We start from the raw sequence: 17537 nt of genomic DNA on the forward strand, positions 1-17537 counted from the left end.
CACATGCGGGCGCGTACCGTGCAGGTGGGCATCGCGCGGCCCTGGGCCGAGGTCTGCGACTACCTGGCAGACCCGCTCAACTTCCGGCGCTGGGCGCCGTGGATCGGCGCTTCCCTGCGCCGGCGCAAGGGGGATTGGCTGGCGACACGCAGCGACGGCACCCGGGTGAAGGTGCGCTTCGCAGCGCCGAATGCCTACGGGGTCGCCGACCACTGCGTGCTGGCTGCGCAGGACCAGGCGGTGTTCATCGCATTGCGCGCGGTGCCCCACGGCAGCGGGGCCGAGGTGCTCCTCACCGTGCTGGGTGAGCCCGGCGAGGCCGGTGCAGCGCCGGCCTCCTGGGCCGCCAGCGCGCGGGCCGGCCTGGCTGCGCTGAAGGCGGCGCTGGAGCGGCCGCGGCAGCCCGTAGTCCTTGCGGCGGCTGGCGCAGCGGAGCACGAAATGCAAGCTGTCCTCCTGTCGCGTTGACATCCCCCAGGGCGGCCAGCAGGCTGCGGGCAGCCGGGCACCCCCCGGTTGTTTTCCCAGCTTCTTCCGCATGGAGTGGACTCGCGAAATGGCCTCCACCGAGCTGGCGCCAGCGCCGCACCCCGACCCCGAGGCGTCCTTGTCCGCCTTGCCCTGGACCCTGCTGCCGCGCCAGGAAGCGGCGGCGCTGCAGCACCTTGCCGCCCGCCACGACGTCAGCGCCCTCGCCTGGCTGGGGGCTGTCTGGTGCAGCCTGCTGGTGCGCTACTTCCATGACCAGGCACCGGAGCTGGTGTTGCTGCCTGGCGCGCCCGCGCCGGGCGGGCCGGGGCCGGGCGCCTTGCCGGAAGCCAGCCGCCGGCTGACGTTCCGCGTCAGTCCCTGGCTCTCGCCGCTGGCCGTCGCGCGCAGCCTGAGCTGCGATGCAGGCGGCGCGTCGCTGAGCGGGGAGGGCTCAGCGCTGCTGTGGAGCGATGCGGGGGCGGCCTCGTCCGATGCTGCGGCCGCCGGGCGGCCGGGGCCCGGCCAGGCGGCCTTGGTGCTGCAGGTGCAGTCAGAGGCGGGAAGCGGTGCTGCCGGCCTGGCACTGCGCATCCTCTTCAGCCCCATACGACATGCAGCGCGAGTGATCGAGCGTTTGCAGGCCCACCTGCTGCACCTGCTGCAGGCGAGCTTGCGCGAACCTGGGCAGGCGCTGGGCCGGCTGCCCTTCATGCCGCAGGAGGAGCGACAAGCGCTGCTCGATCCGCTGGCCTCGCTGCCGGTGGAGCTCGATCCCGCCGACACGCTGGCGCGCCTGTTCGAGCGACAGGTCGCCGCCACACCGGGGCAGCTGGCGCTGGAGTACGGCGACCAGTCGCTGACCTACCGCGAGCTCGACGCACAAGCCGATCGCCTGGCGCAACGCCTGCTGGCCGCGCACCGGCGCGTGCGGGGTGCCGACCTCGCGCCGGGCACCCCGGTGGCGCTGCTGTTCGAGCGCGGGCTGGCCCGCATGGTGGCCACCCTGGCGGTGCTGAAGGCGGGAGGGGCCTTCCTGCCGCTCGACCCGGTGCAGCCCGATGCGCGCCTGGCCCGCATCCTGGGCGAGATCGCCCCGCCGCTCGCACTCACCGAGCGCGCGCTCCACGACCGGCTGTGGCAGGCCGGGGCGGCTGCCGGTGTGGCACCGGCCTGGCCGGCGGAGGCGGTGCTGCAGCTGGACCCGACGCCGGCCGAGCCGCCGCCGCCTGGTGTGCGGCTGCAGCCGGCGCGGCCGCCGCGTGCGGGCGACCTGGCCTACATCATCTGCACCTCCGGCTCCACCGGGCAGCCCAAAGGCGTGATGGTGGAGCACGGCAGCGTCTGCCGGCTGGCGCGCGACCTGTGGGCACGCTTCGGGCTGGCGCCCGGCGTGCGGGTGCTGCAGTTCGCGTCCTTCTCCTTCGATGCCTCGGTGTATGAGTGGGTCGGTACGCTGAGCGCCGGCGCCACGCTGGTGGTGGCCGCCCCCCACGACCTGCCGCCCTATGCCGACATCACCGAGACACTGGACCGCCAGCGCATCCATGTCGCGCTGCTGTTTCCCAGCGTGCTGCGCACTGCGCGCGACCACCCGTTGCCCCATCTGCGGCTGCTCGGCTCGGCTGGCGAAGCCTGCACGCCGGACATCGTGCGCCGCTGGGCCGGCGGCCGCACGCTGATGAATCTCTACGGCCCCACCGAGGCCACCGTGGCCTGCACGGCAGCCGTGCTCGCAGCGGGTGACCTGCCCCATCTCGGCAAGGCCATCGCCGGGCACCGCGTGCTGGTGCTCAATCGCTGGCTGGAGCCGCTGCCGCCGGGGGTGGTGGGCGAGCTGTGCCTCACCGGGCCGGGCCTGGCCCGGGGCTACTGGGCACGGCCGGCCGTCACGGCCGAGCGTTTCGTGGCCCTGCCGGGGCACCTGCGCCTGCCCGCCACGCGCGACGGCGAGCGGCTGTACCGCACCGGCGACCTGGCACGGCTCGACTTCGGTGGCCGGCTCGAGCATGTCGGCCGGGCCGACCTGCAGGTGAAGATCCGCGGCCACCGTGTGGAGCTGGGCGACATCGAATGGCACCTGGCCGCGGACGCGCGGCTGCGCGAAAGCGCGGTGGCCTACCATCCGGCGACCGGCGAGACGGCCGCCCGGCTGGTCGCCTACTACGCCCTGGCGCCAGGGGTGGACCTGCCGGCCGAGACGCTGGCCGCCGAGCTGGACACTGCGCTGCGCCGGCAGCTGCCGCCCTACATGCTGCCGCAGCACTATGTCCGGCTGCCCTGCCTGCCGCTCACCGAGCACGGCAAGATCAACCGCCGGGCTCTGTTGCAGCAGGACTGGCGGGCTGCGCTGCGAGCGCCGCCCACCGCGGCCGCGACGCCCGGGGCCGAAGGCAAGGAAAGCCTGCTGCAGGCCGTTTGGCGGGAGCTGCTCGGCCTGCCCGAGATCGGGCTCGACCAGAACTTCTACAGCCTGGGCGGCGACTCCATCTCGGTCATGCGCATGGTTGCCAAGGCCGAGGAGCGGGGCTTGCGCATCACCGGCATGCAGGTGGCGCGGCATCCCGACATTCGCAGCCTGGCCACCGTGGCGGTGCCGCTGCAGGCGATGGCAGGCGCCGATGCCGATGCCCATGCCGCTGCGGCAGCGCTGCCGCTGGGGCTGGCTTTCGAGCTCACGCCCATACAGCACTGGTTCTTCGAGCAGGACTTTGCCCAGCCCGCCTTCTTCAGCCAATGCCAGGTGGTGCGCCTGCGCGAGCCCGACCGGGCGCGCCTGCAGGCTGCGCTGGGCCACCTGTTCCTGCGCCATCCCGCCCTGCGCATCGGCTTTCCCGGGCGGGGCGGGCAACGTCGGCAGGCCTACCTGCCCGACGTCGAGCCGCCGCGCCTGCTGCAGGCACGTCTGGGCGAGGGGCTGGCTGCGGCAGAGGCCGACGCGGCGGCGCAGGCGGTGTACCAGCGCTGGCTGGGTGGCTTCGACTTCGAGCGCGGCAAGACTGCCTGCTGGGGCCTGCTGCAAGGCCATCCCGACGGACAGGCGCGCCTGTTCATCGGCCTGCACCACCTGGTGTGCGACGGCGTCTCCTGGCGCATCCTGCTCGACGACCTGGAGCGGCTGTACCTCGGCCGGCCGCTGGCCGCCCCCGGCACGCCGCCGCATCTCTGGCGCCAGGCACTGCAAGCCTATGCCGAACGGCCGCAGACGCTGGCCCAGCTCGGGCATTGGCACCAGACGCTGGAGCAGGCCGCCGGCTTCCGGCTGCCCGGTGCGCCGGGTGGCGGGCGCCAGGCCAAGGCCGAACTGCGGCGGGTGAGGCCGCTGGCCGAGGTATTGCCGAGGCGGGATGCGACCGCGGGCGAGGCCCGCATGGCGCTGCTGCTGTGTGCCTTCGCGCAGGCGCTCTCTGCCTGGACCGGATCGAGCCGGGTGGCGTTCCAGCTCGAAGGCCACGGCCGCGAGGCATGCGTGCAGGCAGCGCCGGAGCGCAGCGTGGGCTGGTACACCGCGCTGTTCCCCTTTGCGGTGGAGCTGGGCGACGCCGTCACGCCGGTGGCCGCCTTCGAGGCGGTCCGCCGCTGCTGGCAGCAGGTGCCGGACCGCGGCCTGTCGTATGGCGTGCTGCGCCACTGCCATCCCGACCCGCAGGTGCGGGCCGGGCTGGCCCGCCCGGTGCCGCCGGTGGTCTTCAATTTCCTCGGCAGCTTCCGCAACGCGCCGGGGGCCGGCGGCGACGGCTGGCGGCTGTACGACGAGAACGCGGCGCAGGACGTGTCGGCGCCGGAGGACGGCCTCCACGCGCTGCTCGAATTCAACTGCTCGGTGGTGGACGAGGACTTTGTCTGCCACGTCGGCTATGCCCGGCCCCGGCTGGCAGAGGCCGAGGTGGCGCAGCTGGCCGAGCGCTTCCTGGCGCAGGCACGGGCGCTGTCGCTGGCCCTGGCATCTCCCGATCCGGCGGCGGCGCAGGGCCGGCGCATCGTCAAGGCCTATCCACTGACGCCGCTGCAGGAAGGCATGCTGTTCCACCAGCAGCTCACGCCGCAGCTCGACACCTACTTCGTGCAGGCGGTCTGGCGCTATGGGGCGGTGCCCGACCGGCATCGCATGGAGCAGGCCTGGCGGCGCGCCTGCGACGAGGTGGATGCCCTGCGCACCTTCTTCGTCTGGCAGGCGCCGGCCCGGCCCCTGCAGTACGTGGTCGATCATGCGGCGCTCGAGTGGCGCTGGACCGACCTGTCGCAGCTGGCACCCGCCGAGCAGGATGAATGCATCGAGCGCCTGATCGACGAAGACCGCGCCACGCCCTTCCAGCTCGACCGTCCGGGCCTGCTGCGGCTGCACTGGCTGCAGCGCAGCGAGCGTTGCTGCGAACTGCTCTGGAGCCATCACCACCTGATCCTGGACGGCTGGTCGCAACCGCTGCTGTTGGCCCGGGTGCACCGGCTCTATGCCGAGGGACCGCAGCCGGGGGTGGACAAGGAGGCGGCCGGCTTCGAGGACTTCGTGCAGCTGGTGCAGCGCCACGACGGCCGTGCCGCCCGCCGGCATTTCGAGACCCGCCTGGCCGCCGCAGCCGACTGGCGGACCGAGCTGCCCGCCGGCGATCGCCGCCAGCCCTTGGACCCGCTCAAGCCGGTCACGCGGCAGGCTGAAGTCCAGCTTGGCATGCCGGCGGCGCCGCTGCTGCCCGACGCCCCGCTGCGCCGGGTGGAGGGCATCACGCCGGGCACGGCCGTGCTGTTTGCCTTCGGTGCGGTGCTGTCGGCCTGCAACGAAGGGCGGCCCTGCCTCTTCGGCACCACGCTGAGCGGACGCAACCATGACCTGCCCGGCCTGCATGGCATGGTGGGCATGGCCATCAACACCCTGCCGGTGCTGTTCCAGCCCGACCTGTCGGCCGACCTGCGCAGCCATTTGCGCGCCATGCAGTGGCAGATCAGCGAGCTCAACGAGCACAGCCTGCACCCGCTGCGCGACATCGCCGCGCCCTCGGGCCGGGGTCCGCTGCAGTTCAACGCGCTGGTGGTCTTCGAGAACTACCCGGGGCAGGACGCCGTCGGTGAAGGCGACCTGCGTGCGGAACTCGTGCGCGAGGTCGAGAAGACCGGCTATCCGCTCACCGTGGTCTGCCGCCTCCGTGGTGACAGCCTGGACCTGCGCTTGATCTACGACCTCGATGTCTTCACCCCGCTGGCCGTGCAGCGCATCGCCCGGCAGCTGCGGCAGGTGCTGCTGCAGGCCGCCCACTGCCCCGAGCTGCCTTATGCCCGGTTGCAGGTGGTGGATGGGGAGGACCTGGCCTGGCTGCAGCAGGTGCTGACCGGCCCGCCCTTGCAGCACCGCGCTACGCGCATCGAGGATGTCTTCCGCGCCCAGGTGGCGCGCCACCCGCAACGCGACGCCGTCGTCTCGCATGCCGGGCAACGCCACAGCTACCGCGACATCGACCAGGCCTCCGACGAGGTGGCCGACCTGCTGCGGCGTACCCGCTGCCTGCCTGGCGAGCTGGTGGCGGTGGCCGGCGAGCGTTCGGCGGAGCTGGTGTGCGCCCTGCTCGGCATCCTGAAGGCCGGCTGCGCCTACCTGCCGCTGGACCTTGGCTCGCCGCCGGCCCGCAACCGCGCCATCCTGCAGGACGGCCGCATCGCCCGGCTGCTGGCCCTGCACGACGATGCCGAGCGCATCGCCGGGCCGGCGCTGATGGAAACCTGCCGCCTGGGCCGCTGGCGCCTGTTGCTGTGCGCCACCGGCGAGCTGACCGCTCCGATGCGGCCGGCCTCCACGGCACCGGGCCGCGCAGGCCCGGGGGGCGCCGGCGCAGGCGAGGCGCTCGCCTATGTGATGTACACCTCCGGCTCCACCGGCGCCCCCAAGGGCGTGATGGTTCCGCACCGCGGCGTGTTGCGGCTGGTGCTGCAGCCGAACTACTGCCGGCTCGACGAGCACACCCGGCTGCTGCAGGTCAACACGCCGGGCTTCGACGCCAGCACCTTCGAGATCTGGGGCACCCTGCTCAATGGCGGCACGCTCTACCCGGTGCCGACCGAGGTGGTGCTCGACCCGCGCCGGCTCGGCGCGGCGCTGCGGGAGCAGCGCATCGACACGCTGCTGCTCAGCACGCCGCTGTGCCACCGGCTGGTGCAGGAGGACGTCGCGCTGTTCGCGCCGCTGCGGCAGCTGCTCACCGGTGGCGACGTGCTGCAGCCGGCAGTGGCACGGGCCCTGCGGGCGGCCCACCCGGGGCTGCTGTTCGTCAACGGCTACGGCCCGACCGAGAACACCACCTACACGAGCTGCTTTGCGGTGCAGCAGCGGCACGACCGGCCGGTGCCCATTGGCCGCCCGCTGCCGGGCACCCGTTGCCTCGTGCTGGACGAGCAGATGCGGCCGGTGCCGGTCGGCGCGGCTGGTGAGCTGTACGTCGGCGGCGCCGGGCTGGCGCTGGGCTACCTGAACCGGCCGGCCGAGACCACGGCCCGCTTCCTGCCAGTGCCGACCCATCTGGCCACGGCCGACACGCCTGCAGGCGCCCGCCTCTACTGCACCGGCGACCAGGTGCGGGTGCTGGAAGACGGCTCGCTCGACTACCTGGGCCGGCTCGACCTGCAGCTCAAGATCCGCGGCCACCGGGTGGAGCCGGGCGAGGTGGAAGTCCAGCTGGCACAACATCCCGCGGTCGCCGAGGCGGCGGTCCTGTGGCGCCGCGGCGATGAGCCGGGCAGCGGCTGGTTGCTGGCCTGCTACAGCACGGTCGAGTCGGCAGCCGCCAGGCGGGACGCGGACCTGCAGGCGGACTTCGACAGCTTCCTGCGCGAGCGCTTGCCGCGCTCCATGCAACCGCAGCGCTACCTGCGCCTGCCGCAGCTGCCGCGCGTCCCCAGCGGCAAGCTGGACCGGGCAGCACTACACGCCCTGGCCCCGGCTGCCGATGTGCTGCCGGCCGACGTGCAGCCGGCTGGGCGAAGCGAAGCCGAAGAGGTGCTGGCCGCCGTGTGGCAAACCTGCTTGAAGCTGGAGCGGGTGGGCCACGAGCACAGCTTCTTTGCCCTGGGTGGCGACTCGCTGGTGGCGATCCAGGTCGCTTCGCTGCTGAGGCAGCAGGGCTGGCAGCTCGGCGTGTCCGAGCTGCTGCGCGGCGGCACCCTGCCGGCCTGCAGCCAGCTGATGCAAAAGATCCGCCAGGGTTCGGCGGACCGGCCCGCGCCGGTCGGATGGCAACCGCAGGCGGGCCAGGCGTATCCGCTCAGCCCGGTGCAGTACCGCTTCTTCCGCCGGGCGCTGGCCCATCCGCACCATTTCCTGATCCCGCTGGCGGTGCGGCTGGCGGCGCCCCTCACGGCGGCGCAGCTGCCCGGCCTGCTGGCCCGGGCGCTGGCGGGCCAGGACGCCCACCAGGTGCATTTCCGGCGCGACCCCGACACCGGCGCGCTGAGCCAGGTCTGGCGCGACTGGGAGCCGCCGGACTACTTCTCGTCGGTCGACCTGGGCGGCGTCGCGGTGGAGCAGCACCGCGACCGGGTGGCCGAGCACGCCCGGGCGCTGCAGCACAGCTTCGACCTGTGGCGCGGCCCCTTGTTCAGGGTGGTGCTGTTCGAGCACTTCGAAGGCCGGCCCACGCCTGTGCTGTACCTGCTGTTCCATCACCTGGTGGCTGACGGCGTCTCGATGCGCCTGCTGCTCGACCGGCTGCGTGAGGAAGCGCTGCAGCCCGGTCCGGACACCGCCGGCCGGCCGGCCGGGCGCACCTCCTACCTGCAGTGGTGCCAGCAACTGCAGCGGCACGCCGCCAGCCGGGACTGGACCGAGTGCCGCCGCCACTGGGCGGCGCAGCTTGGGTCGGCGGAGCACCGGGAGCCGGCTGTGCCGGCGCCCCGGCACAGCGAGATGGCGAGCGCCGACTGCCTGCTGCTCGAGGGTGCCGGGGCGCTGCAGGCGTTTGCCGAGGCAGCCGCGGCTGCGCAGGTGTCGCCGTTCACCGTGTGGCTGGCGCTGTTTCTCGACGCCTTGCGCGAGGTGGCGCCGGACATTGCCACCGTGCACCTGCAGACGGCGCAACGCGAGGCCGGCTTCGACAGGCTGGAGGTCGACCTGCACGCGACGCTCGGCTACTTCTCGGCCGCGCTGCCGCTGCAGGTCAGCGCGGCCGGGGCGCAGGCGCCCGGCGCGCTGCTGGACGCCGGGCGCCTGCAGCGGCTGGCGCAGCGCCTGCAGGCCCTGCCCGAGCAGGGCCTGGACTACCTGGTGCTGCGCTACCTGCTGCCCGAGATGGACCCGCAGTGCCCGCCGCTGCACGACCCCACCCGGGTGATGTTCCATTACCTGGGCGAAGACCCGCTCGCGCGCAGCGATGATTTCTATACGCCGGTGGACCTGGACACCGGCCCGTCCACCGACCCGCGCAACGTCTCGAACTACCTGCTCAACGTCACGCTCACCCGGCGCGCCGACAGCCTGGCGGCGCGCTTCTACTACAGCCCGGCGCATGTCCCGGCCGCCCAGGTGCAGCGCCTGCAGGACCGCCTGCAGGAAGCGGCCTGCTTGGAGGTGCAACGGGTGTCCCACCGCTTGTACATTCAAAGGCCAGACGAATGACCATCCACGAATACTCCCCGTTCTTCAACGAGCACACCGCGCTGGAGATCAAGCTGCGCGAATCGGCCCGCTGGGTCGACCGGCTGGTGCTTTGCGAGGCCGACCACACTTACAGCCATGTGCCGAAGGCAGCCAGCTTTGCCGCCTTCCGGGCCCGCCAGCCGGCCATGGAGCAGCTCGCCGCCAAGGTGGACTACCGCTGGCTGGAGGCGGCCGGCCTGTTCCGCCCGGTGCCGCCGCAGCAGATCTACTACGACCCCACGCGCCACGGCCGCGACGGCTTCGACCGCTGGTACTGGGAGCTGCTGGGCGGCAATGCCGCCTACCACAACGAAGCGGTGCAGCGCAGCCATGCCACCCGCTGCCTGGCGGGCCAGGTGGAAGACGAGGACATCGTCATCCTGTCGGACCTCGACGAGGTGCTCGACAGCCGGCATGCCGATCGCATCGTGGAGGAGACGCGCAAGCGCGGCGTCATCACCGTCAAGCTGCATTACTCGGTGTTCTATCTGAACCTCTTCACCGCCAGCAACCACGGCATGCCGGACTTCAGCTACCGCGTGTACGTGATGACGGGCCGCTTCTTCAAGACCCTGCCTTTCACGCCCGACTACCTGCGCAAGCGCGGCATCGAAGGCGGCTTCCTCAACGAGATCCACTGCCTGGAAGAGCCCGCCGGATTCCACCATTCCTGGCTGGACCACCAGCGCACCGCGCTGGACAAGCTCAAGGCCTTCGAGGCGAATGTGGCCGACCGCAGCATCATCGACCGCGGCTACATCGACCGCTGCCTGCAGGACCGCCGGCTGCACTATCTCGATGCCCGCCTCTACATCGATGACGGCAAGCCCTTCCTGGGCGCCTTGCAGGAGATGGACACCGCCGGCCTGTGGGCCACCGAGCCGGCCGCCTGAGGTGGCGCGCGTCCGGGCGCCGGCGGCGGGCATCAGCCGGCGTGCGGCGCCTGCAGCATGGCCTGCCTGAGCGCTGCCACCTGCGGCTCGTAGCTGCTGCGCAGCTGGAAGATGAAGCCGTCGCGGTAGCTCACCGCAATGCAGTTCAGGAAGGAGTGGATGGGCAGCGGGTTGGGGCCGCGCCGCACCTCTTCCTGGTGGTGCTCGCGCCACGACCCCGCGCCCGGCTGGTTGCCCAGGAAGTTGAACATGCAGAGATCGATGTGGGCATAGCCAGGCCCCGCGTCGATCAGCCGCCGCACCGGCAGCCAGGCGGGCTCCAGCTCGGGGTTGTTCACCAGGTTGAGGAAGTTGATGTTGTGGCGGCTCGCCAGCGCCAGCCGTTCCTCGGCCTGGCGCTGCAGCTGCTGCGGCGGCGTGCCGGGCCGCAGCAGCAGCGGCACGTAGTCGATCAACTCGCCGACCACGTCGTAGTAGTCCTGGCCGTCATAGCGCCGTCCGTCGTAGATGAAGAGCACCGGCACTGCGTCCAGCCCGAAGGCCGCATGCAGCGCCCGCACATAGCGGTCGAGCGCCAGGCCGAGCGAGCAGCCGGCCTCGAAGGCGGGCAGCGGCGCTGCCAGCTCGAAGCTGCAGGAATGGTCCAGCGGCCGGCTGCGCCCGCCGTGCAGGATCTGTTGCTTGGCGGCATGGAAGGCCTGCAGCTCATAGCGCTCGATCACCTCTTGCGGCGACACGCCCAGCGGTCCGCGATGCAGCTGCTCGACATAGCGGGCAAAGGCCGGCGTGCCGCGGGAGCGGGGCAGGCGGCCAGCCTGCAGGTCGCGATAGCGGGCCAGCAGGCCGCGCTGCAGCGCCTCCTCGCTGACACGGTCGAACAGCACATGGTGGAAGCACAGCACCACGACGTGCTCGGCCAGGTGGCGCGAGAGCACCACCACTTGGTAGAGAAGGCCCTGGGCCGTGTCGAAGCGCACCGCCTCGATCAGGCCGCGGCCCAGCTGCTCGAACTGCTCGTCGGACAGCAGGTGGTCCGACAGGTCCAGCAGTGTCGGCTCGACACTGAGCCCGGCGGTGCTGTCGTGCTCGCGCCACCAGTGCCGGCCAGCCCGCTCGAACGGCAGGGCGCGCAGCAGCCCGTGCTCCTGCAGCAGGTGCTGGAAGGCGTGGCGCAAGCGCTCCGGGTCCAGCACCTCCTGCAGCCGAAAGTGCCCCAGGCTGGGCGGCGTGCGGAAGCTGTATTGCAGCTGCTGCACCGGGCTGAACGGGTATTCGGCCAGCACACGGGCGGCGCGCAGGCGCATGTCGTTGGCCCGGCGGTCGAGGGTCAGGTGATCGATCAGCACCTGCGGCTGCAGGTCGGCGAAGGAGCGCAGGCCCAGCAGGCGGCGCAGCGCCTCGGCGGAAATCGGTCCGGCGGGGACGCCGGCATGGCCCGGTGCGGGCCCGCCCAGGTGATGCGGCGCCTGCTCGGGCGGCACTTCCGCTGCGAGCCAGGCACGCAGCCGGGCCCGGTCCACCGGTGTGCCATCGCAGTGCAGCACGCGCAGTTCCGTGGCGGGCTGGCGGCCTTGCGGCGCCACCGTGTAGCGGCGCAGCGTGAAGCGGCTGCCGGGGAAGGCGGCAGTCAGGCGCTCGCCCAGGGACGCTGCCGCGCCGCCCGGCCGAACCGTGCGCTGCGCGGTGGCCACCCAGGCCGACAGGGCGCCCAAGGTCCGGTGGCTCAGGATGTCCGACAGGCTGACCTGCATACCGGCGGCCGTCATCCGGCCGAGAATGCCGATGGCCTTGATGGAGGTGCCGCCCAGCGCGAAGAAGTCGGCGTCGGCCTCGATGCGCTCCACCCCCAGCACCTCCTGCCAGATCTCGGCGATGGCCTGGCGGGTACGTGTGTCTTCGTCGCCGGCCTCGCCGCCCGCTGTCGGGCCAGGGCCGGTCGCGTCGAACGGCGACGGCAGCGCCGCATGGTCCACCTTGCCGTGGGCGTCCAGCGGAAAGGATGGCAGCTCCACCAGAAAGGCCGGCAGGAGGTAGGGCGGCAGGTGCCGGGCCAGTCGCTGGCGCAGTGCCGGCTCCCCGGGGGCATCGTGGCGGCCGAGGTAGTAGGCCGCCATGAACTTCTCGCCGTCCCGCTCCCATACCCGGGTGGCGACGTCGAGCACGCCGTCGACGGCACACAGGGCCGCCTCGATCTCGCCTGGCTCGATGCGGTAGCCATTGAGCTTGAGCTGGCGGTCGCGCCGGCCGATGAACTCGATCTGGCCGTCGGCACGGTAGCGAGCCAGGTCGCCGGTGCGGTAGCAGCGGCCCAGGCCCTCCACCTCGATGAAGCGCTCACGGGTCAGGGCCGGCCGGTTGAGATAGCCGCGCGCCACGTGGGCGCCGCCCACCAGCAGCTCGCCCACCTCGCCGGGGGCGACCGGCCGCCCGGCATCGTCCACGATGCGGGCCGTGGTGCCGCGCAGCGGCAGGCCGATCGGGACCCCGCCGGGCTCATCGCCTTCGACGACATAGGCCGTGGAAAAGGTGGTGTTCTCGGTCGGCCCGTAGACGTTGACCAGCCGCAGCCCGGGCGCGGCGCGGCGCAGCGTGGCTGCCAGGCTCGGGCTCATGGCGTCGCCACCCACCAGCAGCTGCCGCAGCGGCGCGAAGATGGTGGCGTCCTGCTTGGCGAGCCGGCTGCACAGGGCTGTCGTCATCAGCAGCGTGGTGATGCGCTGCGCCTGCAGCACCGGGCCGAGGCGGCGGGCGTCGATCAGGGTCGCTTCATCGACCAGGTGGAGGCACAGGCCGTTGAGCAAGGCGCCCCACAGCTCGAAGGTGTTGGCGTCGAAGCCGATGGCACCGGTCAGCAACAGCCGGTCGCCGGGATGCAGCGCAACGAAACCGCAGTCCTTCGCGAGGTTGGCCACGTTGGCATGCGTCACCAGCACGCCCTTGGGCACCCCGGTGGAGCCCGAGGTGTACATCACGTAGGCCAGGGCCTGGGCCGGCACCTGTGGCAGCGGCGGGTCGGCAGCCTGTGCCGCAAGGACGGCCTGCAGGCAGTGGCTGGCGACTTCAGGAAGGGGTGGCAGCGCCGGCTGCCCGGGCTCGCTCAGCAGCTGGCGCAGGCCGGTGTCTTCGACGATGAAGCGCCGCCGCGCCTCCGGCAGGGCGGGATCGATCGGCACATAGCAACCCCCCGCCCGCAAGATGCCGAGTGTGGCGACCACCATGGCAGCGCTGCGCCCGGCGAGCAGGCCCACCGGATCTTCCGGCCGCAGCCCGGCCTGCAGGAGGTGGCGCGCGACGCTCAGCGACTGCTGCTGCAGCTCGCGGTACGTGAGGCACAGCGGGCCGTCCACGACGGCCAGGGCATCAGGCGTCTGGTCGGCCTGGCGGTCGAACAGCTCATGCAGAGGAAGGGGGCCGGGCAAGGGGTGCATCGAAGTCCTTCAAGCGGCAGAGGCCCGACGGCGGGGCTGCGGTCGCTGCCAGCGGCGCGGCCGGTCTCGGGCGAGAGCCTGCCGCCGGCGCACCGAACGCAGGCGCAGAAGCGACAGCAAGCGCGGTTGGCTCCCTCGCCGCGATGGACCTGTGCCTGTTGATCTGGGTTCCTGGCGTGCCGGCCTCGCGCGGGGAGGCGCGGCGCGCGCAGGCGAACCATCGCATCGAACGCCCGCTTCGCGTCGCGATGCCGGTTGCGACCGGATGCCCGACCGGGCGCTTGACAGCCGGCGAGCGACCTTATTGCAACCCCGGGCGGGCAATCGCGCTACTATGCGCGCCGTAGGCATGCACAAGGCGGTTTTTCCATCGGCCTCCTCTGTGGCTTGGCGGCGCTCGGCGCCGGCGGGTTGCAGTCGAATCCCCTATCGGTGATCTTCCTGGCGTCTCTGCAGTGCGTTTGCATGGGCTGCGCATCAACTTGAAAGGAATCGACATGACAACTCAAACCGGAACCGTGAAGTGGTTCAACGAAAGCAAGGGCTTCGGCTTCATCGCGCCGGACGACGGTGGCAAGGACCTGTTCGCCCACTTCCGCGAGATCCAGGGCACCGGCTTTCGCACGCTGACCGAGAACCAGCGCGTCAGCTTCGAGGTGACCGAAGGCCAGAAGGGCCCGCAAGCCTCCAACATCCGCACGGCCTGACGTGCGTGCGCCCCGGCCGGCGGCCGGGGCGGCCACAGAAAAAAAGCCGCGACCTGGGTCGCGGCTTTTTTCATGGGGCAAACGCGCAGCGCTCAGTCCGGCGTCTTGATCAGCCGTGCGCGGCTCTGGCAGTACTGCTGCACCTGCTCTGCGCGCCGGGCGGCCTCGCGGCGGCGGCGCCACCAGAGCGGCCCGTGCCAGGCCACCAGGACGAGGGCGGCCAGCAAGCCGGCGATGCGCATCAGTGCCGGGCCCAGATGCTGGCCGTTGCGGGTGGTGTCGAGGGTGAGCACCAGGTCGCCATTGGCGTCGGTGGCTTGCCCTATCACCATGCCGCCGGTGCGCAGGCGGTGCAGGCCGTCGGTGCCCGCGTTGTGGCGGTAGGCCGCCCATTGCTCCACCGGGCCGGCGGCCTCGGCCGTCGCGGCGATGCCGGTGGTGCTGCCGGGCGTGAACGTCAGCCGCACGCCACCGCGCTGCGTCGCCAGGGCCGCCTGCAGCGCGGCATCGGCCTGGCGCCGCGCCAGCTCGCTGGCGAGGTCACGGGCATCGCTCTTCCAGTCCGCCAGGTGGCTGTCGCTGGTGATGCCCACCGCCTCGGCAAGCTGGCCCTCCTGCTGCAGCTTCACCAGGTCGGCCCACTGCCGCGGTTCGGTGGCCACGCCTTCGAGGCTCAGGTGCTCCACGACGTTGCGGCGCAGGCTGTCGCAGCTGGACGGCGGTGTTTGTCCGGCGGCGCTGCAGGCCGCGTCGATCCTGCTCACCAGGGCAGGCAGGCTGTGCACCATGCGCAGGGATGGCATGCGGCCATACAGCAGTGCCGCCGCGCCGGGCGACTCCATGCCCATGCGCGCCAGCTGCATCTGGGCCAGCATGTCGAGCGCGGCATTGCCCCGGGCGTCGATGAAGCTGCCGTCGTAGAGGGCCAGCACGGGCGGCGCCAGGTTGAGCGCCGGCAGCTGTGCCGGCGTGCCGCCCCAGCGCAGGCGCGCGCAGTCGGGCGCGGCGAGCGAGGGGCCCGACGGCGCCACCAGATCGCAGCGCACCTGCGCGTCCAGTGTCAGCAGTGCGCCGAAGCCGGGTGCCTCGGCGGCCAGCTGGGCGGCCGTGTCGTAATGGCGCGGTGAGGCGCCGCGCAGGCCAGCTGCGGCCTGTGCGAAGTCGGCGGCGAGGTTTTCGCTGAACAGCCACAGCGACGCGGCCGAGAGCGCGCCCACCAGCGCCAGCGTGAAATGCCGGCCCCACCATACCTGCGGGAAGCGGCGCGTCTCCTCGTCCAGCGACAGGGCATGCTGGTAGCGCACCGCCGAGTAGTCGTTGACGCGCATCTCGAGTTCGATCTCGTCGGCACCGCTGCTCAGGACATGCTCGCGCCAGTGCGCGGGCAGCTGGATGGGGTACTTGTCGCCCAGGAAAAAGTGGCTGCCGACGGGGCTTGCTGCGGCGTTTCCGGCGGTCGCGATCAACAGCAGCGAGCCGCGCGCGCGGTTGACCTTCTGCGCCGCCGGCAGTGCCACCGGCCGGCTGGCCAGCCAGGCGCCCAGGGCCAGCAGCGAGAGCCCGGCGCCACTCCAGACGCCGAGCATGCTGCTGTCGCTGGCGCTGCTGCCCAGGCCCAGGGCCAGGAAGCCGGCCACAAAGGCCAGCGACGCCAGGATGCCGAGCCCCGGGCCCGAGCGGGCGCGGATTTCGGCTTCGGTCTCGTCACGCTGGCCGAGCAGCTGCACGCCCAGAATCTGGCGCACCTGCTCCTCGGTGTTGTCATCGTCGCCCGCGGCCGGCTGCGGGGTGGCAGCGGCCGCGTCAGGCGCCGTGTCGGCCACCGCGCCGGCACGGCCGGCGGTCCATTGCTGGTCCTGCCGCTGGCGCAGGGCGGCGCGTTCCCGGCCGCCTTTCAGATCGAAAGTGTCGTTCAGCCGTACGACGATGGCGAATTTCTCTGTCAGCACCACCTCTGCCAGGTTGTGGCTGTCGAGGTGGTCGGCGGCGTCGTAGGGCAGCACCACGTCGACACCGCCGAGCGTGTTGTGCATCACCTCGCCACCCTGGCCGGTGCGGATGCCGTGCCGCAGGAACTCGCCGCTGAGCTGCAGCACGTCGTCGCGCAACAGGGGCAGCACGCGGGACGGCTTGAGCGGATCAGTGAGGAAGGGCTGCAGGGCGTCGCGCTCGAAAGGGTCCAGCGTGCGCAGCACCCGGCCCTGGCGCTTGAGGTCGGCCAGGGCGTTCTTGTCTCCATGCCGGCGGCTCATGTAGCTGATGCCGCTGTAGATGGAATAGGCGATGACGGCCAGCGTCAGGATCAGTTGCAGGCCCTGCATGGGCTCCCTCTCGCGATGTGGTTCTTTCTGTGGCCAGCGAAGCCGCGGGCTTGCCCGGGCTGCTGCGGTTGCGCAGCTTATCGGGGGTGGGCCGGCGATTCCATCGCTCATCTGGGTGGCTGCGCCGGGGCGATCCCTCAAATGGGTGGGCGCCGGCCGATGGCGGTGAAGCGGCGGACCGCTGCCGGCGGCCCGGTGGCAGCACCGGCTCCTCACAAGGAGGGAGGCCGTGGCGGGGAGCCTGCACTACGCTGGAGACACGGCAGGCAGCGCGCCTGCCGCCGGGCCGGCGGCCGGTCGGACCGGGCTGCCGGGGGCCTTGGTGCGGCCCGCATGTCGCGGGGGCGCCGCTTTTTCACGGGGAAGTCGAAATGCGTGCAGTTGCCTATGCCTTCGTTGCCCTCCTTGCCGCCGGCCTGCCGGCGTGCGGCACTCCGGAACTGCCGTCCGTTCCGAGGGAAGGGTTTGAAGCCTTTTCCACCCCGCGCTCTTTCGACGGGCCTGGCACCATCTACCGGATCGACGCCGACAAGAAGCGCTTCCTGGTCACGACCGTGGTGTTCAAGGCCAGTGGCGGCGGTGTCGAATACCTGCCCAGCTTTGCTTCCAAGCGGGAGCTGTCGCTCTCCAGCCTGATCGAGACCATCGGCCTGAAGGCCGAGGCCTTGCCCGCCTCGGCGCAGGGCAAGCTGGGCTCGACCCGCATGGCCACCGTGCAGTCGGTCGGCGGACGTCGCGCCGTCACGTCCGACGAAGACGTCGAGGGTGCGCTGCGGACCTGGGCGACGACGGCCCAGCCGATGGACGGCAGCGTCTACTACCTGATCCGCGAGACGATCGCCACCGAAGGCCTCACCTACAAGGTCAGCCACGAGTGGCTGGCCCAGCTCGGGCTGGACGCGCAGGCGCTCAACTCGGCCGGCTACCGTGGCGAAGTGAGGGGAGGCGCCAGCGATGTGCTGGAGCTGGATGCCAAGTTCCCCTCCGCGATGAACGTCTGGTTCAAGGCCGAGAAGGTCGTCTTCAACAAGGCGCTGGGCGTCGCCGGCAGCCAGTACAACGTGGTACGGACCACCGCGCAGGGCGAGCTGGGGCTCTAGCGG

7 protein-coding genes are annotated in these 17537 nt (G+C 71.9%); 5 read left to right on the forward strand and 2 right to left on the reverse strand.

Going from position 1 to position 17537, the window contains the following annotated elements; all coding sequences use genetic code 11:
- Positions 1–3: 3 nt before the first annotated feature.
- The 3 genes from N7L95_RS26755 to N7L95_RS26765 all read left to right on the forward strand — a co-directional run bounded on the left by N7L95_RS26755 (position 4) and on the right by N7L95_RS26765 (position 9978).
- Positions 4–468 (forward strand): SRPBCC family protein, encoded by a 465-nt coding sequence (locus tag N7L95_RS26755; protein ID WP_301260674.1) that lies wholly within the window; start codon positions 4–6, stop codon positions 466–468.
- A 70-nt stretch (positions 469–538) separates the two neighbouring features.
- Complete coding sequence (locus tag N7L95_RS26760) at positions 539–9064, forward strand: non-ribosomal peptide synthetase (RefSeq protein WP_301260675.1); 8526 nt, start codon at positions 539–541, stop codon at positions 9062–9064.
- On the forward strand, positions 9061–9978 hold the full coding sequence (locus N7L95_RS26765) for a glycosyltransferase family 17 protein (RefSeq protein WP_301260676.1): 918 nt from the start codon (positions 9061–9063) through the stop codon (positions 9976–9978). The genes N7L95_RS26760 and N7L95_RS26765 overlap by 4 nt, the downstream gene beginning before the upstream one ends.
- Positions 9979–10010: 32 nt before the next feature.
- On the opposite strand, the gene N7L95_RS26770 is transcribed toward N7L95_RS26765, so the two are convergent.
- A complete protein-coding gene (locus tag N7L95_RS26770) occupies positions 10011–13406 on the reverse strand; it encodes a non-ribosomal peptide synthetase (protein ID WP_301260677.1) in 3396 nt (1131 codons plus the stop codon).
- 497 nt (positions 13407–13903) lie between these two features.
- Between N7L95_RS26770 and cspE the strand changes: the two genes are divergently transcribed.
- On the forward strand, positions 13904–14113 hold the full coding sequence (gene cspE, locus N7L95_RS26775) for a transcription antiterminator/RNA stability regulator CspE (protein WP_301260678.1): 210 nt from the start codon (positions 13904–13906) through the stop codon (positions 14111–14113).
- A 92-nt stretch (positions 14114–14205) separates the two neighbouring features.
- On the opposite strand, the gene N7L95_RS26780 is transcribed toward cspE, so the two are convergent.
- Entirely contained in the window at positions 14206–16434 is a 2229-nt protein-coding gene (locus N7L95_RS26780) for an IgaA/UmoB family intracellular growth attenuator (protein ID WP_301260679.1), read from the reverse strand.
- A gap of 371 nt (positions 16435–16805) precedes the next feature.
- On the opposite strand from N7L95_RS26780, the gene N7L95_RS26785 reads away from it, so the two are divergent.
- Positions 16806–17534: a hypothetical protein gene (locus N7L95_RS26785; protein WP_301260680.1), complete on the forward strand. Its 729-nt coding sequence runs from the start codon at positions 16806–16808 to the stop codon at positions 17532–17534.
- Positions 17535–17537: the final 3 nt, after the last annotated feature.

Origin of the sequence: Eleftheria terrae (genome assembly GCF_030419005.1) — a bacterium.
Lineage (GTDB): Bacteria > Pseudomonadota > Gammaproteobacteria > Burkholderiales > Burkholderiaceae_C > Caldimonas > Caldimonas terrae.